Raw genomic sequence first — 25447 nt, 5'->3', positions numbered from 1 at the left:
GGCTTTGCCTTGAATACGATCCATTAAATCATTAAACAATTCAAACACATATTGACAAAGTAACACTTTTAGTGTATAACACACTTAAAGAACAGAGTAACAGAGATTTTACTATGATTTCGTTATAATCAGTTTATAAGATGCGCTATAAAACAGATGCATAATAAGGAGAACCATTGATACCATTTTCAGATGAAGAATTAGAACCTGCCGTAATAAATGTAATAGAGAAGGTAAGACCCTCTATTAAGCTTGATGGAGGAGATATCACTTTAATTGCTATACAAGACGGGAAAGTTTATGTGCAACTTCAGGGTGCATGTGTTGGTTGCGGTAGTTCAGGTACAACGATCAAGTTTGGTGTAGAGAGACAGATGCAAACACTCATTCACCCAGAGATCACTGTAAAAAATGTACCTGCAGGTTTTGAAGATAAGTTGGATCAATTAATTTAATATGAATAAAGTTAATCAAGATTTACTGCTACAGAGAGCCGAAAATGAGTTCCTACAGGGAAACTATGACAAGGCACTTAGAAGTTATGGATTGATCTTAAAAGATTATCCTACCTTAGATGAAGCAAAGATCGGTGTCTATTTAAGTGATCTGGGAATTGAGAGTGAAGAAGAGGCACAGGCTCTGTTTGATTATTACCAGATGATCAAAAGCGAGAAAGAGAATGCTGTGGATATCATCGACGGGCTTATTGAGAATTTAGACAGTTCAAAACATAAGCTGCAAGAACTTTTGCTTGAACCTGTTGAAGAGCAGATAGAATACAGTGATGGCATACGATACAGTGATTTCCAAAAACTTGTAAAGAGCAGAGGCAGTTTTAAAAAAACATTTGAAGATATTATGTTCTCAACTAAAGTGGTGATCACCAATAAAGATGAGTTCATAGACTTTGTTACACAATTGGCAAACGAGGGTTTTGATGAAATGGCGTTGGGATATTTGGATGCTTCAGTAAATCTATTTGGAAATGATCAGGATATATTGGCACTTTACCATGTTGTCAGAGGAAACAAATAGTGAAACTGGATTTCCAAAAAGATGGTTACCTATTTTTAACTGATGATACAAGCAAACTTGACAAAGATACACTCTTTTTAAAAACAGCTCAGAACAGTCTCTATTATGAGAAATTGGAGATAAAACCCCAGACACTTACAGTAGATGAACTTATCACTTTTTGGGGACTGGACAAGATGAAAGTGGTAGGTGTTACCGGAACCAATGGTAAAACGACCGTAACCGCAGCAATATACTCTTTTTTACTTGATCTGAATGAGAAGCCGGCATTACAAGGCACACGTGGTCTATTTGCCGAGGAAAGACGTATAGAAGAGAAGAGTATGACTACGCCTTCTATCTTGGAAACGTTGCATAATATGAAGCAGACGATGGACCTGGGATGTAATTATTTTATTATGGAAGTGAGTTCACATGCCATAGATCAAAAGCGTATAGAGGGTTTAACCTTTGCACTTAAGGTCCACACCAACGTTACTAGTGACCATTTGGATTACCATGGTACAGTTGAAGAGTATAGACGCGTTAAAAGTCTCTTCTTTGCAGATGAGTCACCTAAACTTCTTAATAAAGATGATATCAAAAACATTACCTATAACCCCATAGGGGCACAGAGTTATGGTGTAGATGAACCTGCAACATTTAAAGTGCAGGCTTTCTCTTTGCTGCATGGAATTACTGCAGGTATAAAACACTTACAGACTGAAGCAACATTCCACTCTCCTATGGTAGGTCTCTTTAACCTCTTTAATCTTATGGCAGCACTAGGTTCCGTTCAAATGTTGACGGGAAGAAGTATAGAAGAGATATGTGAAGTAGTAGAGTATTTTGCAGGGGTTTCAGGGCGTATGGAAGTGGTGAGTCGAGATCCGCTTGTGATCGTAGACTTTGCACATACAGATGACGGTATGCACGCAGTGTTAGAGTCTATGAAAGACAGAGACCTTTCAGTGGTCTTTGGTGCAGGCGGAAACAGAGATAAAGAGAAACGTCCTCGTATGGGAGCGGTTGCAGGCAGATATGCAAATAAGATATATGTCACCAGTGACAACCCTCGAGATGAAGTACCAGAAATGATACTGGAAGACATCCTTTTAGGATTGCATGGCAAAGACCATGTGACTGCGACACCAGATAGAAGACTGGCGATCAAAATGGCACTGGATGCGTTAGAAGAGAATGAAGTACTGCTTATACTCGGTAAAGGTGATGAGGATTATCAAGAGATCAAAGGGGTGAAACACCATTTTGATGATAGGGAAGTGGTGAGAGGACTTCTGGAAGAGAGAGCTTAAACCTACCTCATTTTTACTGTTTTATTGTACTATCGTGATTAACTTATTGTGATACTCTTTATTGAGAAGGATCTCTTCGACTCTTGCCTGCCATAGCTGTTGAAAGATCTTTTTTTCTTCTGTTGAAGCAAGCCCCTGAAGACATTTCCCCATAAGCGGTTTCATTTTTTCATCTGCTTTAACCAAAGAAGGATCATAAGAGAGATCAACACTTTTCATCGTGTTCAGACATGTGAGTCTTACTTCTGCATTCATAGTAGAGCCAAAAAATAGAAGATCATTTCTAGAAAATTGGCCTAGTATCCCTTTAAACCCACCTACACCACCGGCACCTAATATAAAAGAAAGAATGGTGGCGGTGACTCCAGTGACCCCGGCATCTTCATTTTCTTTCATCTCCACTTTAATAGACCCTCTGCGTGGAAGTGTATCTCCATAAAGTGCAGCTAATCCCTTGGCAGCCAAAAGATAAGCTCCCGCTATAGTAGGACATGAGTGTCCTGCCAACTTGACACAATCAAGATAGGTTACTTCAACTTCTCCTTCTTTAAGGGCACCAAGAAAATCACTTAATGGATCATAAAGCCTTATTGGTGCTACTTTAGTATAAAAATCAGGGTACTGCATGGATTTTCCTTGTTGAAAAGATGTGTAGATTATAATCAAAGCAGACCATTAAAGGGTTGATATAGGTCAATATTAGCTACTTCAACTTCGATTAAGTAAATCAGAGTAAAATACTCCTAATTAAACTCCAAAGGATTATTATGGTTCCAGGTATACCACAACCAGCGTTTTATATTTTTAAGTGTCAGCAGTCAGCACCCCCAGGGATGCCAAAACCTTCTTGTGTAAAAGCAGATGACCCAGAGTCACAACAACTTTTTCAGTACCTTTCACAGACATTGATGAAAAAAGGTATTATAAGTACAGTCACACCTATACAGACTGGATGTTTAAATCGTTGTGCGGTTGGCCCAGTGATGCTTGTAGAACCAGGTCATACAATGTATGTAAGTTTAACAAAAGAGAAGATAGACAGAATTATCGATGAGCATATTATTGGTGGGAATGTTGTTTCTGAGTTTGTGATCCCTGACATCATGTGGGGGGAAGCAATAGCCCCAGCATCCATAGTACAATAGTAATCTCTCGACTATTTGAAGTAGACCTATCTAAATTTTAGGGCTACTTCCCCAATTTCATCACATTTTTTCAGTATAATGAAGTTTAAGAGGGGATTTTGGTATAATCCCGATATTTTATAAATAGGAGCAATTATGAACATTACAATGCTTTATTCTAAAATACATAGAGCTACCGTGACAGATGCAAACTTGAATTATGTAGGCTCAATTACCATTGATCAAGAACTTTTAGATGCTGCAAGTATGCGTGTGGGGCAAAAGATCGATATTGTAAATGTTAATAACGGAGAGCGTTTTTCTACCTATATCATTCCTGGAGAAGCAGGAAAAAGAGATATCTGTCTTAATGGGGCAGCAGCTAGAAAAGTACATAAAGGTGACAAGATCATCATTATTGCGTATGCTACTATGAATGAACAGGAAGCAGATGCACATTTACCAAAAATTGTCATACTCGATGATGACAACAGCATCGCTGAAGAATTTGAAGGATTAGAGTAATGTTTGAAGGCTTGGACTTGGGCAACATGGGTAAGATGATGGAGCAAATGCAAGAAAAAGCCAAAGAGATACAAGAACAGGCGAAAAATGTACAAATGACAGCGAAAGCTGGCGGTGGTCTTGTGGAACTTACAGCAAATGGTGCAGGCGAAGTCATAGACCTAAGTATAGATGATTCACTGCTTGAGGATAAAGAATCCTTGCAGATACTGCTCATCTCAGCGATGAATGATATCAATAAAATGGTAGAAGACAATAAAAAGTCTCAGGCAATGGGAATGATGGGTGGAATGAACCCGTTCGGGTCTTGATCAATTGTTAGCGATTTGTATCGACGAGATAGTTGAATTCTTTTGAATTCTTTAATTTTACAATAGTCTTAGACATAAGCGAGCGTTTACCCTCTTCCCTGACTACTTTTTGAAGCATCTTGCTTATTTTCATCCTTTTCTCCTTTCAATTTATTTATTTCTCCTAAGAGATAGTGTCATCCTACAGTATAGCTATAACAAAATGGTAACTAAAGGATAAGATCCGGTAAGTTACCATAAAATCACTGATTAGATACGTCGCAGATATCAACATAATTGACAAAGAGTGGTGGAAAATTAAACATTTATGCTGAAAAATAATGTAAATCAAGCACCTATATTTCTCTTTTCACATTTTGTTTCTATTTTGTTACCAATTTTTGTAATTATTCCGTACAACAAACCGAATATGGTGAAAATAGGAAGACAAAAATGACTAACTTGACTAAAATTGCATTATCGCTTGCAACCATTGCTGCTTTAACAGGATGTGGTGACACATCGATTAATTATGGTGATTCTACTGTGACTATTTCTGGTGATTCTACCATTACTGATCCAACTGATCCTACTGATCCAACCGATCCTACAGCACCATCAGAACAAGAAACAGTAATAGGCAATATTGCTGAAGACACGACATGGACTGCTGATAAAGCATGGATTATGGACGGACGTATTACTATAACGGATGGTGCGACACTCACCATTGAACCAGGAACGTATATCGCTGGTAAGAGCACAGACTCATATCTACTTATTGATAAAGGTGCTAAGATCATGGCAGAGGGTACATCTGAAAACCCTATTACATTTACTTCAGTAGATGGACTGTCTGGAACTGATACAACGGTAGGTAAATGGGGTGGTGTAACACTGATCGGTAATGCGAATATGTCAGGTACACAACTTTCGTATGAAGTTGATCCAACCTTTATCGCGGGAGAAGGTGTCGCAAATGACAGTTCAGGTATCTTAAAACATGTGAAGATACTTAACTCTGCAACTGAAGTTGAACAAGATAAAGAGACCAATGGTCTTTCTATGGTAGGTGTAGGTTCTGGTACAGTGGTTGAGGATATCACGGTGGACTACTCAGGTGATGACGGCGTAGAGATATGGGGTGGTACGGTTAACTTAAAGAATATTTCTATCTCGAATTGTACAGATGACCACCTGGATGTTGACAGCATGTATGTTGGTACAATTGAAAACCTTGTTATTAATGCTAGTAATGGATATGCAGCCATTGAAATGTCAGGTACAGACACTATTTTAACTGTTGATGGTTTTACTATCACTGTTGATGGTTTTGCTGAGGATGCTTCGGCAGAAGGTGGTATCTTCTTCAAAAAAGCTGGTGTTGGCGGTAAATTCTATAATGGTACGATCATTTATCGAAGTGCATTTGCAGGGGCAATTTATTCACAGCAAGATAATGAACTTTCTAATATCGATTTCGAAAATGTAGGTATCTACACAGATGCAGGCAATGCATTTGTGAATCAAACGGATGCAACAACAGACTCAGCAGATGACATTGAAGCGATTTTTGCTGGAGGTACTGGCAATGATGATACATGTGCTATTCCAGCTTCTACTACGTTAACTGGTCAAATTACAGGATGTAATGTACTTACAAGAGACCAATCATGGGTAATCAGTTCACTTGCCTATACTTCAGCAGATGCTTCTGTCAGAATTCAGGATGGAACAACCATCGGTGGTAATGATACTTCATCATATATGCTTATCGATAAAGACTCAAAAATATTTGCAATTGGTACAAAATATGCACCAATTACATTTACTGATAAGGCAAACACAAGTGGAGTAGTTGGACTTTGGGGCGGCTTGACACTTATTGGTAACGCAAATATGTCAGCTACACAACTTTCGTATGAAGTTGATCCAACCTTTATCGCGGGAGTAAATGTCGCAGATGACAGTTCAGGTGTCTTAAAACATGTGAAGATACTTAATTCTGCAACTGAAGTTGATACAGATAAAGAGACCAATGGACTTTCTATGGTAGGTGTAGGTTCTGGTACTGTGGTTGAAGATATCACGGTGGACTACTCAGGTGATGACGGCGTAGAGATCTGGGGTGGTACGGTTAATCTAGAGAATGTGTCTATCTCGAATTGTACAGATGACCACCTGGATGTTGACAGTATGTATGTTGGTACAATTGAAAACCTTGTTATCAATGCTAGTGATGGATATGCAGCCATTGAAATGTCAGGTACAGGTACTATATTGACTGTTGATGGGTTTACTATCACTGTTGATGGTTTTGCTGATGATGCTTCGGCAGAAGGTGGTATCTTCTTCAAAAAAGCTGGTGTTGGTGGTAAATTCTATAATGGTACGATCAACTATAATAGTACATTTGGAGGAGCAATTTATTCACAGCAAATTCCTGAACTCTCTAATATCGATTTTGGAAACGTTACTATCAATACAACTGGAACAGTAGGAGATTATGATTTCGTAGACGCAGATGATGCTACCACTGATGGAGCTGATGAGATCAAAGCTATCTTTGATGCTGATACTACTAACGTGGTAAACTACAATTAACACATACTATACAGACGGACGAAGTCAGTCTGTATAGTAACTTCACTATATGCAATGTTTCCATTCAGTTATAAATTTTGGGCAGAATTTCGCATATCAAAATCCATACCGATTTTTTAATCAATAGACAAGGAAAAAAAATGGGAAAAATTAAAAAGTTGATTTCTATATCAGCAGCTATAGCAATATCTGGTTCAACAGTATATGCAGTGGAAAACTCGGAGATGATCGATTCAATTATGGAGCTCAGATCAGATGTTGAGTCTTTCTATACGCAAATCGATGATAATAAAGATGCTTATAAATCTCAGATGAAATCTTATGCACTTCAGATCTCCGATAATGAAGCACAGATCAATCGACAAGTAACTTCTTTAAAACTCACTCAACAAAACATTGAAAAAATGCAAAAAGATCTTGAAGCGTTAGGAAGTGCGACAGTCGATCTTAAGCCTGTTGTGAATGAAGCACTTGCTGCACTTGAAAAAGATATCAAAGCGGGTATTCCTTTCAAAGTAGAAGAGAGAATTGCTGGACTTCAACAGATCAAAGATGATCTTAAAAATGGAAACATTTCACAAGAGAAAGCACTCGCACTGACATGGGCGAGCTATGATGATGCATTGCGTTTGACCAAAGAGATCGGACAGTTCAAACAGGAGATCACACTTGACGGTAAAGCAACGATGGCAAAGATAGCCAAAGTGGGCTCAGTGATGATGTTCTTCGCAACACCAGATGATAGAGTTGGATATGTCAAGAAAGATGGTGAGAAGTACAGCTATGTTGTAGCTGCAGATACAGTGGAGCGTGATCAGATCATAGATCTTTTTGATGCACTGCAGAAACAGATCCGTACAGGGTACTTTACACTACCTAATGCACTACTACTCAGAGGAGCTAACTAATGAAAGCATTATCTATCACTAGACTATTTTTCGTAATCGTGACATTTCTGTCACTTTCGGCAGTTGTACAGGCTGGAGAACTTGAAAGAGCATACCAAAAAGAGTATGCATTTCTTAAAGCACAAAAAGCAGAACTAGAAAAAAGACTTGAATCAGATAAGATACAGCAAGCCAATGATCTTCAATCATCCAAAGAGAAGGTGGAAACACTTCAGAGGAAACTTCTTGATGTATCTGCACAGGTAAAATCAAGTAGTGAAAAACTGGAAAAAATCTCCAAGATATTAGTTGAGAAAGAAGAGACTGGAGGACTTACGGGTAATGTGGTCAATCAGGCACGTTTAGCACTTGAACCGTATGGTGTGAAAGTTTCAGATGACAATAAAACAAATGATGTGGAGAAGATCCAGCACGCATTTGGTGCCTCTATGAAGTTATATAGCGAACTCTCTTCTTTGAGAAATGAAAAGGGTGAGTTTTATCTTCCAGATGGGAAAAAAGTAAAAGGCGATATCGTAAAAGTGGGAAATATCGCGGCGTATGGTATCTCTAAAGAGGCAGCTGGTGCACTCTCGCCTGCTGGAGATGGTAATTATAAACTATGGAATGCTGTGGGCTCATCTGATGATTCCAAAGCAATGTTCGCCAAAGAAAAGACTGAGACGATCGATATCTTTGCCTACGAAAACCTTGATAAAGAGGTAGATTACGTAACAGAGAAGACTTTTGTAGATACTATGGAAGATGGCGGTATCATCGGATATATCATCTTTACACTTGGGCTCTTTGGTTTGGTTCTTTTAGGATTAAGAGTGATTAATTTGATGGGAGCAAGTACAAATGTAAATGAGATCACTCAAATTGTGGTAGATACATTAGAGTCTGGTGAGGGTAGCACAGTTTCATTGGAGAAGCTTAAAGGACATAAAGGCTCAACAGCAAGAGTGATCAAAGCGACGTTGAGAAATATCAAAAAAGAGAGAGCGCACATTGAAGATGTCATTATGGAAAATATCCTTAATGAAAGTACTCAGATCGACAGATTTGGTAGTTTTGTACTGGTCATTGCAGCTGTTGCCCCACTGCTGGGACTCCTTGGTACGGTAACAGGAATGATCGAGACATTTGAAGTGATCACAGAGTTTGGTACAGGTGACCCTAAACTGCTTTCGGGTGGTATCTCTGCAGCACTAGTTACAACGATGCAAGGTCTTATCGTAGCAATCCCACTTCTGTTGATCGGGAACTTGCTTTCTGGCTGGGCACAGAGTATTAAAGACTCTATGGAACAAAGTGCTTTACATATCGTAAACCTTTACGAGAAACATAGAGTTTAATATGCTTTCGCCATTTGAGTTAATCGGCACATTTGTCGATCTAATGAATACCGGAGGAGTGGTAATGTGGGTACTTTTTGTACTTAACTTCTTCCTTTGGTATGGTTTGGGATATCGTTATTTTATCCTTAAGAGGGGAACCAAAGGAAATGTCCGTCGTTTGATCACCAAGCACGAAAAAAGAGGTGAGGCCCAAGCAATGAGAGGCATGCTTGACTATGCTGTTGCTGATGCATTAGATGCAGCACAAGAGGCAAAAGCGATCGGGGCAAATATAAGAAAACATATGAACGGTGTCTTGCTTCCGTACTATAGTGATGTAAACAGTTATAGGATCATGATCAGGACAATCGTTGTGCTTGCCCCGCTTGTCGGTTTGCTTGGAACAGTGATGGGAATGATCGAGACATTTGATGCACTGCAAAGCAGTTCGATGTTTGCTCAGGGAGCGAGTATTTCTGGAGGTATTTCCAAAGCACTTTTTACAACGGAACTTGGATTGGTAGTTGCCGTTCCAGGATTGATAGTTGGACGTATACTTGATAGAAAAGCAGAACGCTATGAACTTGAATTTGAACAGATCATAGATATTATATCCACGAAGGATGCAGAATGAGAATTAGACCAAAGAAACAAGATGTAGACAATGTAGATGTATCACCATTGATCGATATGGTTTTTATCCTATTGATCTTTTTTATGGTAACCACTACGTTTGTTAAAGATATGAAATTGGAACTTGAGCGTCCATCTGCGGCAAGTGCCAGTAAGTCAGATGCAAAAGTGGTACGGGTTTACATTGATAACACGTCTCAGGTTTACATTGATAACCAACCGGTACAACTATGGGCGATCCAGAGTAAATTAAGAGACCTACTACGTACATCTACTGAGAAGTCAGTCCTGGTCATCTCTGATGATACGATTCCTGTGGAGACATTGATCGATGTAGTAGATGAGTGTCGTATGTCAGGGGCAAAAGATGTAGCAGTATCCACATCAAAAGAGATGGGATAATCTATTATGGCCAATACAAAGTTTAATAGAGATCGTGCCAAATCATATGCCTTATGGGCAATGGGTCTAGGTGCTCTTCTTATGATGATACTGGTTGTTTCATTTAATGCAAAGGTCGAGAAAAAAGAGAAAAAAGTCAAAGACCCTATGCGTTATATGAAGATGACAAAACAGCCGCCAAAAGTTGACAAGCCAAAGCCAAAGCCAAAACCGAAACCAAAAGCACAGCCAAAAGCACCACTCCCTGATCTAGGTTCGATGCTTGGTGGGATCGCTATGAATATCCCTGAATTTGCTACAGGGGACTTCATGGGTGACGGTAAAAGCCTTTTGGGTGACATGTCAGCAGATGCAGCGATGAGTGAGGGAACGGTTGACAGTAAACCAAGAGTGATATCACGCGGTCCGTTGGAGTATCCTCCTTCAGCAGCGAAGAAACGTATTAAAGGGTATGTAGTTGTGAACATGCTCATTGGTAAAGACGGGAGTGTGGAGCTGGCAAAAGTGATCGCCTCAAGTCCTGCGGGTATCTTTGACCAGGCAGCACTAAGAGGTGTAAGAAGTTGGCGTTTTGCTCCGGCAAAATACAAGGGTAACCCGGTCAAAGTATGGGCGAAGCAAAAAGTACGCTTCGATTTTAATTAAGGTGAAAAGATGTTAAAACAAATTATTACAGTAACAGTTTTTCTTTTCTTGACATATTCACTGCAGGCAAAAGAACCTGAAGAGCAAACGATCAACCACATGGAGATCGCAACCATTATGTACTATGATGGTAAATATGGCAAAGCACTGGATGAGATGCAAAAAGCCAAAGAGTCCCATACCGATATTGAATGGGATAAATACCATAACATGAGAGGATTGATTTTTCTTAAAGAGGAAAAGTATGACGCTTCTATAGCATCATTCAAAGAGGCGATTAAAGCAACGAAAGTTAAAGTGTATGTACCGCCTGTAGAAGAGAAGTCAAAAAGAGAGTATCTCTTCAAAGTATTTTCTGATGAGAAAAAGGTAGAGAAGCCGCTTGTAAAAAAACCTGTATTTGATGCTGAAAAACTTAGAAAAGATCAGATAGAAGAGATCTATATCTATCTTTCACAGGCATACTATAAGGCTGAGCAGTATATCAATGCTGTACATGCGCTCGATTCTGCCGGAGAAAAAGGGCGTAATAGTGCATCTTTGTTTACGCTTAGAGCAGAGTGCTACTGGAAAGCAGATCAAAAAGGTTCCGCGATCGATGCCCTCAGTAGAGGTGCAAAGCTTTTCCCTAAAGATGCCACGCTTTTGAAACAGAAGTTTTATTACTTTGCTGAGTTAAAGCTTTATCAAGCTTCGATCGATGCAGCAAAAGCCTATATGAAAAAGATACCGGCAAGTGCACAGGAGTATATCTCTTTGGCTCAAATGCTTCAAAGCGGTGGTGAGTCAGAGGAAGCTATCAAAGTACTTGAAGAAGCAAAGTTAAAGTTTCCTTCTTCTGCAAAAATACATATTTTACTTGGTCATTACTATAACCAAAAAGATATGCCTCATGTCACGGCTGATCTTTTTGAGAAAGGCTCTTATTATGACTCTACTTATATAAAAGAAGCAGCAGAGATGTACAGAAGAAATGGAGAGCTCGCACATGCACTTTATCTTAACTCGATGATGACAGATAAAGAAGAAAAAACCAAACAAAAAGTAGCGATCTTTATAGGTAAAGGCGAGTTTGAAAAGATCATCGGACTTAAAGATGCATTGGACAGATACGGTCTTTTACAAAATGACAATATGCGTTATGCATTAGCGTATGCATACTATATGGTGAAAGATTATGATCGTGCAGAAGCAGAGCTTAAAAAGATTGAAGATGATGAACTCTTCTCTAAAGCAACGGTGATCCGTAAAAATATTGAAAAATGTAGAAGTAACAGTCTGGAGTGTATATAGATGAAGAAGTTATTGCAATTATTGCTTTTAATGACACTGCCACTGGTAGTAATGGCAAGTCAATTAAAGGAAGGTACGCTTTCAGTGTTGCTTTTCAGCGAGGGGAAACCCCTTGCTAATAATGAAATAAAGATTGATGGTAATAAAGTTTTCAAAACAGATGAGGATGGTGCTGTAAAGATACGGGTTATAGCCGGTAGACATCAGATCGAAATTTTTGGTAAAAATGCTGCAGGTGAAAACCTAGGGTATTTTAAAAAACCTGTTGGTATCAAAGAGGGAAGAGATACAGAGATCATGGCTACACTTTCTAAAACAGGAGTAGACAGCATCGATATAGATGTTCCTGTTGCAGTGGCTGCATCAGTTGAAAGAAAAGAAGAAAAAGTTACTGGAGAAGGGAGACTTACAGGTCAGGTGCTCTCGTCAGAAGGAAATACCCCTATCTCTGGTGCAAGAGTCTTTGTAAGGGGTACAGCGGTAGATGTAAGAACAGATGAAAACGGTCGTTTTTCTGCAAAAGTGCCTTCAGGCAAGACACTAAGTATTTCAGTAGTGCATTCAGCCTACAGTGCACAGACTATCGGAGGTATCGCTGTTAAAAAAGACGGCACTACTTCAAGAACAGTGAAGTTAACTCCGGCAAGTATGGAACTAGAAGAGTTTGTTGTTCTTGCGCCGAAGATCGAAGGTAGTATTGCAGATGTACTAACAGAGGAGAAAAACATCAATGCAGTTGCTAACATCTTGGGTGCCCAAGAGATGTCAAAAAAAGGGGACTCAGATGCAGCTGCTGCACTCAAAAGAGTGACTGGTGTTACTTTGGTTGATGGGAAAGATATTTATGTTCGTGGACTTGGTGACAGGTATTCGAATGTAGAGCTAAACTCGATGCCATTGCCTTCCCCAAATCCTATGAAGAGGTCTGTACCTCTTGATATTTTCCCTACTTCAGTTATTGGTTCGATGAAAGTACAAAAAAGTGCATCTGCTGACATTCCAAGTAGTTTTGGTGGCGGATACATAGACATAAGAACGAAAGAAAGATTTAGTGAGGATTTCATCAAGATCTCTTTAGGGACTAAATTAAATCGAGATACCGGTGATGCACACATAGAGTATGTCGGCTCTGCTACAGACTGGACTGGATATGATTCTTCATACAGGGATATCCCACAACCTATTCTTGATGCGACCGAGATGTATGTTGGTCAAGCAACACCACAATTGAACACAGATTATTTTACAGAAGAACAGCTTTCTGACTTTACAAGAACGTTTGTCAATCGTTTATATACAGTTAACGAGACTACTTTGTTGCCTGGTGTAAGTGGATCAATTGAGGCTGCTAAAACGTATACAATTAACGATGATCATGAAGTGTCTGTTTTCGCAACATATGGGTATAAGCAAGAGAATTCATTTAGACAAGAACAATACTTTAACTACGACTACGATGCTGATGGAAATCAGTATGATAGCCCTACGCAGACAGGTACGATTGATCAAAGAGAAATGTCTGTATCTCATGGGGGAATGTTAAATATTGGTTATAACTTTTTGGATGTATTTAAACTTAAATATACTAAGCTGTATACAAAGGATTCAGTTCAATCAACTAGGGTTACCGATGGTATTTTAGGTTCAAATGATGAGCATTTGACGATCTATAATCTTGACTGGCAAGAGAGAGAACTTAATTCAGATCAGATAAGTGGTGAGATTGTCTATAATATATTTAATTCTGATTCGAAATTTAATTTTGGTCTACAGCATAGTACGGCTAATTATTATCAGCCTAACAATTACCAATATATTTACTATAATAGAGATGATTACGCATATCTTTACAATACAAATTCGGGTACCAATACAGCTTTAAGATTAGAGTCAGAAGATGTACTTAAGTCTGTATATCTTAAAAATAAACACGATATTGAAATTTTTAATGAAGATGAATACATTGAATATGGTATTGCTATCTCTTCTAAAGAGAGAGTTTCAAGACAAAGAAGATTTAGATTGACACCAAGTCCTACATCAGTAATAGAAGATCAATGGATGACACAAGATATTGATACACTTTATTGGTTATATGTTATACCTGACTATCCATACGAATACCGACCATTTCTCTTGACTTCATTTAATAAGCCAGCAGATGCATACGACGGATATATTGATGAAACTAGTCCATATCTTTCTTTGATGTTGCGTCCTACAGATCAAATTGAAGCAGTATTTGGACTGCGATATGTAGATCTAACACAAACAATAGATGAATATACGACTGATTCGACTAATCCAGATACGTCTTTGCGAAACAACGTTATCATTACATCGAGCAGCACGGTGGTAAATGAGTTTTTTCCTTCACTAAGTGTGAAATATGAATATGATGACAAAAATATTTTTGATATCGCAGCTTCAAAAACGTATATTATGCCAGACCTAAGAGAGCTTAGCGGTGTATATAATCATCCATTTGAACCTGCAACTATTATTGGTAACTCTGAGTTGGTTAATACCATTATGTATAACCTTGATCTAAAATATAGTTACTTTATCACTGATGATGAGTTTATAAAGCTTGGATTGTTTTATAAATATATGGACAAACCAATAGAAGATGTAAAATTGTATTCTACAGCATTACCTATCTATTCGTTTGCCAATACTGACTTTGCAACACTTTATGGGATAGAAATAGACGGTAGGAAGAACTTAGACTTCCTTGGAAAAATGTGGCAAAATTTCTATCTATCGGGGAATTTTTCTTATAATAAATCAGATGTTTCATTGACCGAAGAACAGCAAACACAATTTACATCCAACCATAGACCACTACAGGGGCTTTCACCTTATGTAGCTAACCTGACAGCAGGATACGATAATGAAGAACGATCAGTATCTCTTAATGTAAACTATATGTCAGAGCGTATTCGAAAAGTAGGTATTATCGCATTTGGAGTGCCACAACAAGACCAGTATGAAACAGCGCCAACGCTTTTAGACCTTGTTTGGACTGAAAAATTTGAATATGGTTATCCATTAGAATTGAAGGTGAAGATTGGAAATATTTTGGATGATGAATCTATTTGGAAAGAAGGGGATGGGGTGACAAGGACTTACCAGGAGGGAAGAACTTTGGATCTTAAAATATCAACTAAATTCTAAATGGTTAAATTCATGTAATCAAACTGTAATCAAATTTTTCTATACTTCCACACCAAAAAAAGAGGAAGTATACAAATGAAAAAAATTCTATTATCAATGGCGGCAATAGCGACAGTATCAATGGCTGCGGAGGACGTCATCACACCAATTAAACGAATAGCAGAAGTAAAAAGCACAACTCCAGTACTACCAGTAGCTGAAAAAAGCTTTTTAGACAGAATTCACTTCAAAGGTGACTTGAGGATAAGATATGAGAGTAAAGAGACTGAGTATTATGATGGTAGTGAAAGTAATAAGTATCTTGGTCGATATCGTTTAAGACTAGGCGCAAACATTGATATTACAGATAATCTTCACTTTGATATTGGTATGAGAAGTGGTTTTGGTAACCCAACTTCAGGTAACCAAACTTTTGCTGAGGCGAATAAGCCTACTGAAGCTCTGTCAGACTACTTTTTCCAGTCGCTTAGATTTCATGTTTTAGGTATTACTTATACATCTGGTAACTCTACTTGGAAAATAGGTCGACAGGAATATATGCTGTATAGACCTATTAGATCACAGCTTGTTTGGGATAACGATCTTTCAATGAACGGAGTGAACTACCAGTATCAAGATGATACAAAGATGATCACTGTAGGTATTAACCAGCCAACTTATGCAGAAAATGTTACTGCTAGGGACGATGTTAATCTCTTTTTGGCACAATACGTGCACAAAACAAAATTAGAATTTGCAAAACTTAATTTAGGTGCTGGTTTCTACTATTATGATGGTATCAAAGGGAACACGGCTTTTTATGACAGTGGCAGATTGGGTAACACCTTAGATGAAAATGGTTTGTATGAAAATGATTATCATATCGTAGAGGGATTTGGAGAACTCAAGTTCAAAGATGTACTTGGCAAACCATTTGCAATAGCTGCTGGTGTGGCATATAACACGGCCGCAGATGACAATAACTTCGGGTATGATATAGGGCTTAAACTTGGTAAGACTAAAGAAATTGGTGATTGGCAAGTAAAATACTCTTATACAGACATAGAAGAAGATGCGGTACTTGGTGCACACTCTGACTCAGATAACTTCGGTGGTGGTACTGCAGCCAAAGGTCATGCTATCAGAGGACAATACAAATTTGGCAAAAACACATATCTTGCCGGTACTTACTTCATCAATACACTCTATGGAAGCAAAGTTGGCGATCCTGCAGATGCAGACTACGAGCGTGTACAATTGGATGCGATTATTAAATTTTAATCCCTCTAACTTACCTACATCTCGATCTCTTTGAACGGATTTCGAGATGCAAGATTTTATGTTTTTATCACATTTCAGCAACAAAAATGTAATACTTCATATCTATAATTTTGACATTAATTACATAAAGGAATCTAGATGAACAATATGGTGAAAATGATACTTGGTGCAGCATTTGCTGTAGCAGTAGCTTTTTATGCAAACAGCATCATGGGACAAGAAACACACGGAGGCTTTTTAGTGCTTGCAGCAGTATTTGGTGCCTATATGGCAATGAATATTGGTGCAAATGATGTAGCTAACAACGTAGGACCTGCAGTGGGTTCGGGTGCATTGACTATTGGTGGAGCTATCCTCATTGCATCTATTTTTGAGGCAAGTGGAGCACTCATCGCTGGTGGTGATGTGGTTGGTACAATTAAAAAAGGTATCATCTCTCCAGATGCATTTGATAATGATCCTATGCTTTTTGTCTATGGTATGTCTGCAGCACTACTTGCAGCTGCACTATGGCTAAACCTTGCAACATGGCTTAAAGCGCCAGTATCAACGACTCACTCTATCGTAGGTGGTGTACTTGGTGGTGGTATCGCTGCAGGGGGTTTTGCTATCGTTTCTTGGGGTACGATGGGTAAGATTGCTGCTTCATGGGTGATCTCTCCTGTACTTGGTGGTGTGATCGCAGCCATTTTCCTTTATATCATTAAATCACAGATCATTTATAAGGAAGATAGAATAACAGCGGCAAAGAAGATTGTGCCTATCTTGGTAGCGCTTATGTCAGCAGCTTTTATTACATATCTAACGGTTAAAGGATTAAAAAAAGTGTGGCCTGTGATCGTAGAAATATTGAGTTTTTTACCACAAACGAAAAAACCTGCTTTCTCGGTAGCCCTTATATTTGGTGCTATTGGTGGGCTTATCACCTTGTTTATAGTAAAGCCTAAGGTAGCAAAAAAGGTGATAGGTTTAGATGGAAGTAGAGAGTCGATAAATATTCTTTTCACAATCCCTCTTATCTTTGCAGCGGCACTTTTAAGTTTTGCCCATGGCGCGAACGACGTTGCCAATGCCGTTGGACCTTTGGCTGCAGTTTATGATGCGTTAAGCACTACAGCCGTTTCGACGAAAGTAGCTATCCCTTTATGGGTGATGGTAGTTGGTGGTGTGGGTATCTCTGTAGGTCTTGCACTCTTTGGACCAAGACTTATTAGAACGGTAGGTACTGAGATCACCGAACTTGACCAGATGAGAGCATTTTCTATTATGATGGCAGCAGCGATTACAGTGGTCATCGCTTCTCAACTTGGACTCCCTGTTTCCTCTACGCATATTGCTGTGGGTGCTATCTTTGGTGTAGGTTTTCTTAGAGAGTGGCTTGACAATAAAGAGGCGGGTGAGAAGCAAGAGAAATTACAACAAGAAGTTGAAAAACAACATGCACTTAAAGCTGCACTTGCAGAACTTCAAACAGTTGAAGAGTATAGAAAACAAGAAGCACTCATTAAAGTACAAAAGAAAAAAGTAAAAAGCATTAAACGTTCATTGCGTGAGAACTATGTAAAGCGAGGGATGGTGAAAAAAATTGTTGCGGCATGGGTCATCACTGTTCCGGCTGCGGCTGTCCTTTCTGCTATTATCTTCTTTATCATTAAAGGTGTCTCTGCCTAAGATACATATGTAGTGTGGGTATTTCACCCACACGATCTTCAACTTCTTTCCTCTTCTTCATATTTTCGTAATCAAAATGTTATCGATATATACTATGCTATCATATGCAAAATACAGATATAGAAATCATCGTTATTGAAGACGAACCAGATATTTTAGAGCTTCTTGAATACCATCTCGAAAAAGAGGGGTACACTGTTACAGGATTTCTTTCTTCGGAAAATGTAGAACAGTTTTTAGAAGAGGAAAACCCTGCACTAATGATAGTCGATAGAAATCTTCCAGGTCTTGAAGGAAGTGAGTTTGTTGCACAAATGAGAGAATTGGGGTATGAAATACCTGTGATCTTTCTCACGGCAAAAGACAAGGAAAAAGACCTCGAAGAGGGATTTGTGAGTGGTGGCGATGACTACATGACAAAACCTTTTAATACCAAGGAACTTCTCTTAAGGGTGGAAGCACTGCTTAAACGAAGTGGTGTACGCTTAAGTGATAAATTAAAATACAGAGATCTTACCCTTGATATGCAAAAAAGAGAACTTTTCATAGATGACAAGCGTATAGAATTAACCAATTTAGAATTTAAACTACTGCATACTTTTGTCAAGAATCCACATCAACCCTTAGACAGAGATTTTTTACGTGATGAAGTTTGGGGTGATGACAGTGTCAACTTTCATGATAAAACCATCAATGTAGCAATGAACAGACTTAAAAAGAAGATAGACCCTGAATCAGTAAAAGAGTACTTTGCTCCTGTATGGGGTGTTGGATATAAATTACTCTAAGATCATATGTCTTTGTTACAATAGGTTCTTTCCCCCCTCCATTATGTAATCCTTTAAAGAACTACAATAGTATATCTACACACTAAAATAATGACTTTATAAAATGAATGGTGGATCATAGATTTCCACTATTATGATGAGTATAGAAAATGTTATCAAAATGAGACCATTTTGTTATAGGATACTTTTAAAATTTCTATTTCATAGAGAATGATATAAATAAAAAAGGTTTTGTAATGGATAATAACATCGACCCTATCGCATCCATTTTAATTATTGAAGACAATGAAGATCTACTTGAACTTGAAGAATTCCAGCTTCTGAAAGAAGGTTATAGGGTTATAGGTGTTACAAATACTAAAGAAGTAGAGTCTATACTCGAACAAGAGAACATTGATTTGATGCTTGTTGATCGTACACTTCCTCAAGTTGAAGGGAGTGAGTTTGTAAGTTACCTTCGTGATAAAGGTGTGACTACTCCCGTTATGTTCGTCTCTGCAAAAGATACAGATGCGGAGATAGAAGAAGGGTTTATGCGTGGTGCTGATGACTACTTAAGAAAACCCTTCAATATACAAGAACTCATTTACCGTGTAAAAGCGATACTGCGACGTACAAATTCAATAGAATATGAAAGAGTAGCAGCAAGAGACATTGTGATGGATTTCAATACCCGTAAGACATTTATAGAGAGTAGTGAAATAGCCCTCACTAAATTAGAATTTGAACTTCTTGGTCTGTTTATCAAAAATAAAAATAAAGTACTTGAGAGAGAATACTTACTTCAGAATATATGGAACGACAACGAAGATACTCAAAAACGTACTGTAAATGTCACTATCAATCGTCTGAAGAAGAAAATAGATCCACAAGATGCAAAAGAATACATCGTTCCCGTTCGTGGTATAGGATATAAGTTTCAATAGATATTTTTACAATTTATTGTTACCCCATATATCGCGTTACCCATATCTCCTCATACTACTTACTTTGATAGAGTCATAGAAAATATATTTGTATTAATATAAAAAGATGTATACTAGGTAATGGCTGTATTTTTATGTAGTAAAAATATAGTTAAAATTTAATTCAAGGACATATCTATGGCAAAAGATCTAAAGAAAAAAGCAGTAAAAAAAGCAGAAGAAAAAAAGGCGAAGAAGAAAGCAGCAGCAAAAAAGGCAGCTAAAAAAGTGGCAAAGAAAAAAGAAGCAAAAAAAGCGAAGAAAAAAGCAGCTAAAAAAGTAGCAAAAAAGTCGAAGAAATCGAAGAAAAAATCAGTAGCAAAGAAAGCAACTAAAAAAGCAAAGAAAAAATAGTAGTACCCTAGAGAGATAGAACTTTTCTGTCTCTTCTCTGCATTCAAAAATATATTATAGTTCATATGGCATGTGTAAAGCCCCCTTTAAATAGGTATGATATTTTGATATCGAAATCATAGACATTGTTTATAACAAAATGGTTACTTATCACATATGATATTGTTACAAAAATAAATCATTCTTTTATTGTACACTTTGGGCCATCTTTTCCTAGGTACACCAGATATATTATTATTGTCACCACTCCATTCTTTATTATTATCATACTTTTAAATAGTTCAATCTAGAGATGCTCTTATGTTATAGAAATGTTATCACTAATACTTATACTATTGCATTAATTAATGGAGACATCATGAAAGATGAAATATTGATATCAGATAAAAAGATAGCCAAACTTGCAAAAAGGCTTGCGAAGACCTTTTCTATAGATGAAGAAGAGGCGGTAAGTACTATTTATGAAGAGTGGGATTTGGTAGAAGCACTTTTTCATGCTCATACGAAAGTCAAAGCTGTACATCGGCATCTCGTTGAAGAGATCAATTATGCTTATAGGATAGCCTAATGCAAGTTAGTGTAGAAAATTATATGGTACACCACTATCCTGCTATTGAGACTTTCCCCAATGTGGCAAAGAAAGTATTGTTCAACGGTATGAAAAAGTTATTTCATGAAAACCAGATCAATACTTTTATGACACAAAATGCACATAAAGATACGTTCTCTTTTGTAGAAGCCATCGTAGATTATTTTGATGTTTCTATAGGCTTGAAGACCAATGAACTTACTCGTATCCCGGCTTATGGACGTACTGTGATCATAGCCAACCATCCCTTGGGTGCATTGGATGCTATGGCCCTTTTGCATTTACTCAAAGATGTACGTAAAGATATTAAGATCGTAGCAAACTCTTTTTTGGCCCAGTTTGATAATCTTAAAGATATTATCATTCCTGTGGATAATATTAATGGAAAAATGGATAAAGAAACAGTTAAAAGTATTTATCATGCACTGGAAGCAGAACAGGCAGTGATCATATTTCCTTCTGGTGAAGTAAGCCGTGCAAAGCCAAATGGCGTAAAAGATACACCATGGAAAAGTGGATTTTTAAAAATCGCATCTAAGATGCAAGCACCTATACTTCCTATTTACATTAAGGCAAAGAATTCTAAAAACTTTTATCTGCTTTCCATGATTAACCGCTCCTTGGCGACCGCAACACTTCCTCATGAGATGTTCAAAGCGCAAGGAAAAAATATTGAGTTCACTATAGGGAAAACAATCCCTTTTGATGCGTATAATGTACCAAATCTTTCACCAAAAGAGACTGTGAAACTTCTTAGAAAACATTTTTATAAAGTATCAAAAAATAACAAACCGATCTTTGCCACCTATAATGAAATTTCTGTTCCGGAAGAGAGAAGTGAACTGAAGAGGGAATTAAAGCATGGAGTACCATTAGGTAAAACAACAGATGGCAAACAGATTATTGTGTATGAATCTGAGATAGAGAACTGTGTCATTAAAGAGATAGGTAGATTAAGAGAGATCAGTTTTCGCCATGTAGGGGAAGGAAGTGGTAAAAAACGTGATATAGATAGCTATGACTTTTACTATAAGCATTTGATCATATGGGATGATGAAGCATTGGAGATCGCAGGAGCATATCGTCTAGGAATCTGCAGAGAGATCATAAGTGATTTTAATCTGGATGGACTTTATACCAGTACATTGTTTAAATTTGATCAGAAGTTTGAACCATATTTGGAAAGAGGTATAGAACTTGGTAGAAGTTTTGTACAGCCTAAATATTGGAACAGCAGAGCCTTAGACTATTTGTGGCAGGGCATAGGGGCATATGTAAAAAGTCGTCCTGATATACAGTATCTTTTTGGTGCTGTGAGTTTAAGTGATAGCTTTAACCAAAAAGCAAAAGGAGTGATGATCTATTTTTATCAAAAGTATTTTGGTTCAACAGAGAAGTTGGCAAAACACAAAGTGCCATATAGTATATCAAAATGGCTACAAGAGCATTGTGAAGAAGTATTTACAGGTGAGGACTATAAGGCTGATATGAGGGTACTTAAAGAAGAATTGGGTTTCATGGGCTACACAGTACCGACATTATTCAAACAGTATTCAGAACTTTGTGAAGAGGGTGGTGTACAGTTCTTGGACTTTGGATACGACAAGGACTTTAACAATTGTATTGACGGGTTTATAGTAGCTGATCTAAAGTTACTCAAAGAGACAAAAAGAAAACGCTATTTTTCAAATTGATTACATCCTGTAATCAAAATGTTTCCAAGTTATTTTATACTGCGCCCAATCTCAAGTCTCTCTGACATAGAGGATAACTTATTTCTTAAGGAAACAAACCATGACATTAAAAACAATTCTTACAGCAGCCGTAGCAGCTTCAGTAGCACTTACAGCAGTGAATGCTGATGAACTTAAAGGTAGAGGCGCATCATTCCCTGGACCTATATATAAAGCTTGGACATCAGAGTACTTTGCTGCAACTAAAAATCAAGTGAACTACACGCCAACTGGTTCTGGTGATGGGGTTAAATCTATTAAAAAAAGAATGGTTGATTTTGCAGGTTCAGATAAACCTCTTAAGCCAAAAGCACTTAAAAAAGGTAAACTTTATATGTTCCCTAGTGTCGTAGGTTCAGTAGTACTAGCGTATCACATTGATGGTATAAAAGATGGAGAACTTAAACTTAGCCGTGCAGCTGTTGCTGGTATCTTTAGCGGAAGCATCACACACTGGGATGATAAAGCGATCATGGCACAAAATGCTGGATTGAAATTACCTCATGAGCCTATCACTGTAGCTGTAAGAGCAGATAAGTCTGGTACAACATTTAACTTTACATATTTCCTGAATAAACTTGATGAAAATATCAAAGTGAGTAAAAAACCTACATGGAAAGCAGCAAAAGTAGTTGCGGGTAAATCAAACTCAGGTGTATCGGCAAATATCCAGCAGATAAAAAACTCTATCGGGTACATTGAATACTCTTTCAAAGAGAAATTAGGATTGGCAGCAGCACAGATAGAAAACAAAGAGGGACACTACATTAACCCAACGTTAAAGTCTTTCCAGGATGCAGCTAAATATGCAAGCTGGACAGCTGAAAATGATTTCTATGCAGTGATCGGTGACCCGGCAGGGGCAACTTCATATCCTATCGTAGCGGCAACATTTATCTTGCTTCCAGAAGAGAAAATGGAGACAAATAAAAAAGTAACAGCATTTATCGACTGGGCCTATACAAATGGTGATAAAGCTGCAACAGACCTTGGTTATGTGCCACTTCCTGCATCGACAAAAGACGAAATTAGAAAATATTGGGAAACTAAAAAGATCAAATAAAAAGATCCTAAACCCACACAAATTGGGGCCTTCATACCTGAAGGCTTTTGCAATAGACAGCATCTATTCTTATAACTCCTTGAATACGTTTATAACAAAATAAATGCAATTGGTAACCAAAATGTTACCAACTTTTACTACAATCCTTTTCAATTAATTACGAAGGCAAATGATGGGTGGTAAACTCTTTAAGAATTTTTCTTTTTTCTCTGCAACACTCTCTTTTTTTATCCTTGTGGGCATTTTTGCGGTACTTTTCACTTATGCACAAGAGGCATTGCATGAATTTGGTTTTGATTTCTTGTACAGTGAGATCTGGGAAGCAGATGAAGATGATGAAGGTGGTATATTTGGCGGGTATATACCTATCATCGGTACTTTGCTCAGCACGCTTATCGCTATGGTCATCGCAACACCATTGGCAATGGGGATCGCAATATTTTTAACAGAGATCGCTACGGAAAAACTGGTAAAACCTGTCTCCGTTGCTATCGAATTGCTTGCGGCCATTCCAAGTATCATTTATGGTATGTGGGGACTTTTTTACTTCGCCCCTATCGTACAGGCAACCGTAGGCGGCAATGGTGTAGGACTTTTGACTGCAGGGATCGTTTTGGCAATCATGATCATTCCTTTCATGGCAGCAATCACGAGAGATGCTATGAATACAGCGCCTTCAGTCCTCAAAGAATCAGCGTATGCTATGGGTGCAACGAAGTTTGAAGTGATCAAAGATGTAGTCATGCCTTATGCCAAAGGCGGGATTATCGGGTCTATTATCTTAGCACTTGGACGTGCTCTGGGTGAGACAATGGCTGTGGCATTCCTGATCGGTTCGGTGATGAGTATCCCAAGCAGAGTGACAGACCCTACGACTTCCATACCTGTATTACTTGCAAACAACTTTGCAGAAGCACAGGATCTTGAGATAAGCAGTATGTACTACCTCGCACTTATCCTTTTTGTGGTGAGTTTCATTCTTATCTCAGTAGCCAAGTTTTATTTTCTTGGTAAAAAGGAAGCATAATGAATAGACTGATACTGAATAAAATTATTTTAATACTCTCTACACTTTCAGCAGTGATAGGGATAGGGTTTCTTTTCTGGATACTTATCACTTTGAGCTATAAAGGGATCACAAGTTTACATTTTTCTACTTTCACCAACGACCTTGTTGAAGGCGGTATACGAAACTTGCTTGTTGGTCAGTTTACCATGGCCCTTATGGCATCTGCTGTAGCGGTTCCTCTTGGAATGATGGCTGGTATCTACCTTAGAGAGTACAGTAATAATAGTAAGTTGGCTTCTGTGATAAGAAATCTTAGTGATGTGATGATGTCTGCACCCTCTATTGTTATCGGTGTCTTTGTTTTTGCTATCCTTGTGGACCCTTTTGGTGGCTATAACGGTTGGGCGGGTATCGTTGCCTTGGCTATTATGATGATACCTATCATCATTAGTACCACCGATAACATGCTTGCTCTTGTTCCTAAAGAACTCAGAGAGGCAGGTATTGCTTTGGGTGGGAGCAAACATAAGATCATTTTGCAGATAGTTATTAAGGCGGCTAAAGTAGGTATCACAACAGGAGTTTTACTCTCTTTTGCCCGTATCATTGGAGAGACTGCACCGCTACTTTTTACATCAGCTAATAACCAGTTCTTTACAATGGATCTAACCGACCAGTTCCCCTCTCTTACGGTAAGTATCTATAATCTCGCAACCTATCCTGATGAGGCGAGCCGTGAGCTGGCATGGGCTGCATCGTTTGTAC

26 protein-coding genes are annotated in these 25447 nt (G+C 38.1%); 24 read left to right on the top strand and 2 right to left on the bottom strand.

Features of this window, described 5'->3' with window-relative positions; all coding sequences use genetic code 11:
* Positions 1-176: 176 nt before the first annotated feature.
* The 3 genes from WBM70_RS03120 to WBM70_RS03110 are packed head-to-tail and all read left to right on the top strand — an operon-like array spanning position 177 to position 2330.
* On the top strand, positions 177-455 hold the full coding sequence (locus tag WBM70_RS03120; RefSeq protein ID WP_424557058.1) for a NifU family protein: 279 nt from the start codon (positions 177-179) through the stop codon (positions 453-455).
* A 1-nt stretch (position 456) separates the two neighbouring features.
* On the top strand, positions 457-1035 hold the full coding sequence (locus tag WBM70_RS03115; RefSeq protein ID WP_424557057.1) for a hypothetical protein: 579 nt from the start codon (positions 457-459) through the stop codon (positions 1033-1035).
* On the top strand, positions 1035-2330 hold the full coding sequence (locus WBM70_RS03110) for a UDP-N-acetylmuramoyl-L-alanyl-D-glutamate--2,6-diaminopimelate ligase (RefSeq protein ID WP_424557056.1): 1296 nt from the start codon (positions 1035-1037) through the stop codon (positions 2328-2330). The genes WBM70_RS03115 and WBM70_RS03110 overlap by 1 nt, the downstream gene beginning before the upstream one ends.
* A 21-nt stretch (positions 2331-2351) precedes the next feature.
* Here WBM70_RS03110 and WBM70_RS03105 read toward each other — a convergent pair whose 3' ends face one another.
* Positions 2352-2957, bottom strand: a complete 606-nt coding sequence (locus WBM70_RS03105) for a hypothetical protein (protein WP_424557055.1) — start codon at positions 2955-2957, stop codon at positions 2352-2354.
* 140 nt (positions 2958-3097) lie between these two features.
* Here WBM70_RS03105 and WBM70_RS03100 point away from each other — a divergent pair, with 140 nt between their 5' ends.
* From WBM70_RS03100 to WBM70_RS03090, 3 genes are all read left to right on the top strand, one after another.
* Positions 3098-3475 carry a (2Fe-2S) ferredoxin domain-containing protein gene (locus WBM70_RS03100; protein ID WP_424557054.1) on the top strand — a complete coding sequence of 126 codons (378 nt, stop codon included), beginning with the start codon at positions 3098-3100 and terminating at the stop codon, positions 3473-3475.
* A 135-nt stretch (positions 3476-3610) separates the two neighbouring features.
* A complete protein-coding gene (gene panD, locus WBM70_RS03095; protein ID WP_223891903.1) occupies positions 3611-3979 on the top strand; it encodes an aspartate 1-decarboxylase in 369 nt (122 codons plus the stop codon).
* Positions 3979-4290, top strand: coding sequence for a YbaB/EbfC family nucleoid-associated protein (locus tag WBM70_RS03090; protein WP_424557053.1), 312 nt, complete (start codon positions 3979-3981; stop codon positions 4288-4290). The genes panD and WBM70_RS03090 overlap by 1 nt, the downstream gene beginning before the upstream one ends.
* A gap of 7 nt (positions 4291-4297) precedes the next feature.
* Here WBM70_RS03090 and WBM70_RS03085 read toward each other — a convergent pair whose 3' ends face one another.
* Entirely contained in the window at positions 4298-4423 is a 126-nt protein-coding gene (locus WBM70_RS03085; protein WP_424557052.1) for a hypothetical protein, read from the bottom strand.
* A gap of 299 nt (positions 4424-4722) precedes the next feature.
* Between WBM70_RS03085 and WBM70_RS03080 the strand changes: the two genes are divergently transcribed.
* The 18 genes from WBM70_RS03080 to pstA form a co-directional block, all read left to right on the top strand.
* Positions 4723-6873 carry a hypothetical protein gene (locus tag WBM70_RS03080; protein WP_424557051.1) on the top strand — a complete coding sequence of 717 codons (2151 nt, stop codon included), beginning with the start codon at positions 4723-4725 and terminating at the stop codon, positions 6871-6873.
* A gap of 140 nt (positions 6874-7013) precedes the next feature.
* On the top strand, positions 7014-7781 hold the full coding sequence (locus WBM70_RS03075) for a DUF3450 family protein (RefSeq protein WP_424557050.1): 768 nt from the start codon (positions 7014-7016) through the stop codon (positions 7779-7781).
* Positions 7781-9118 carry a MotA/TolQ/ExbB proton channel family protein gene (locus WBM70_RS03070; RefSeq protein WP_424557049.1) on the top strand — a complete coding sequence of 446 codons (1338 nt, stop codon included), beginning with the start codon at positions 7781-7783 and terminating at the stop codon, positions 9116-9118. Before WBM70_RS03075 ends, WBM70_RS03070 begins: the two co-directional genes overlap by 1 nt.
* Before the next feature lies 1 nt (position 9119).
* Entirely contained in the window at positions 9120-9734 is a 615-nt protein-coding gene (locus WBM70_RS03065; protein ID WP_424557048.1) for a MotA/TolQ/ExbB proton channel family protein, read from the top strand.
* On the top strand, positions 9731-10135 hold the full coding sequence (locus WBM70_RS03060) for an ExbD/TolR family protein (protein WP_424557047.1): 405 nt from the start codon (positions 9731-9733) through the stop codon (positions 10133-10135). Before WBM70_RS03065 ends, WBM70_RS03060 begins: the two co-directional genes overlap by 4 nt.
* A 6-nt stretch (positions 10136-10141) precedes the next feature.
* Positions 10142-10780, top strand: coding sequence for an energy transducer TonB (locus WBM70_RS03055; RefSeq protein ID WP_424557046.1), 639 nt, complete (start codon positions 10142-10144; stop codon positions 10778-10780).
* Positions 10781-10789: 9 nt separating this feature from the next.
* Entirely contained in the window at positions 10790-12073 is a 1284-nt protein-coding gene (locus WBM70_RS03050; RefSeq protein WP_424557045.1) for a tetratricopeptide repeat protein, read from the top strand.
* Positions 12074-15250, top strand: a complete 3177-nt coding sequence (locus tag WBM70_RS03045; RefSeq protein WP_424557044.1) for a carboxypeptidase regulatory-like domain-containing protein — start codon at positions 12074-12076, stop codon at positions 15248-15250. It abuts the gene before it with no gap.
* A gap of 75 nt (positions 15251-15325) precedes the next feature.
* A complete protein-coding gene (locus WBM70_RS03040; RefSeq protein WP_424557043.1) occupies positions 15326-16510 on the top strand; it encodes a putative porin in 1185 nt (394 codons plus the stop codon).
* A gap of 138 nt (positions 16511-16648) precedes the next feature.
* Positions 16649-18181 (top strand): inorganic phosphate transporter, encoded by a 1533-nt coding sequence (locus WBM70_RS03035; protein WP_424557042.1) that lies wholly within the window; start codon positions 16649-16651, stop codon positions 18179-18181.
* A gap of 104 nt (positions 18182-18285) precedes the next feature.
* The gene (locus WBM70_RS03030; RefSeq protein ID WP_424557041.1) at positions 18286-18969 is read left to right on the top strand and encodes a response regulator transcription factor; all 684 of its coding nucleotides are present in this window, start codon (positions 18286-18288) and stop codon (positions 18967-18969) included.
* A 236-nt stretch (positions 18970-19205) separates the two neighbouring features.
* The gene (locus WBM70_RS03025) at positions 19206-19895 is read left to right on the top strand and encodes a response regulator transcription factor (protein WP_424557040.1); all 690 of its coding nucleotides are present in this window, start codon (positions 19206-19208) and stop codon (positions 19893-19895) included.
* A gap of 177 nt (positions 19896-20072) precedes the next feature.
* Positions 20073-20288 carry a hypothetical protein gene (locus tag WBM70_RS03020; RefSeq protein WP_424557039.1) on the top strand — a complete coding sequence of 72 codons (216 nt, stop codon included), beginning with the start codon at positions 20073-20075 and terminating at the stop codon, positions 20286-20288.
* Positions 20289-20646: 358 nt separating this feature from the next.
* On the top strand, positions 20647-20856 hold the full coding sequence (locus WBM70_RS03015) for a hypothetical protein (RefSeq protein WP_424557038.1): 210 nt from the start codon (positions 20647-20649) through the stop codon (positions 20854-20856).
* Positions 20856-22571, top strand: coding sequence for a lysophospholipid acyltransferase family protein (locus WBM70_RS03010; RefSeq protein ID WP_424557037.1), 1716 nt, complete (start codon positions 20856-20858; stop codon positions 22569-22571). The genes WBM70_RS03015 and WBM70_RS03010 overlap by 1 nt, the downstream gene beginning before the upstream one ends.
* 100 nt (positions 22572-22671) lie before the next feature.
* On the top strand, positions 22672-23673 hold the full coding sequence (pstS, locus tag WBM70_RS03005) for a phosphate ABC transporter substrate-binding protein PstS (protein ID WP_424557036.1): 1002 nt from the start codon (positions 22672-22674) through the stop codon (positions 23671-23673).
* A gap of 172 nt (positions 23674-23845) precedes the next feature.
* Complete coding sequence (gene pstC, locus WBM70_RS03000; RefSeq protein ID WP_424557035.1) at positions 23846-24700, top strand: phosphate ABC transporter permease subunit PstC; 855 nt, start codon at positions 23846-23848, stop codon at positions 24698-24700.
* Positions 24700-25447: phosphate ABC transporter permease PstA (gene pstA, locus WBM70_RS02995; RefSeq protein WP_424557034.1), on the top strand; the 748-nt coding region annotated here is incomplete at its 3' end. The genes pstC and pstA, both read left to right, overlap by 1 nt.

The organism is Sulfurovum sp., from assembly GCF_049668085.1.
Lineage (GTDB): Bacteria > Campylobacterota > Campylobacteria > Campylobacterales > Sulfurovaceae > Sulfurovum.
Note: the sequence above shows the minus strand (reverse complement) of the source record. Positions and strands in the feature narration are given on the sequence as shown.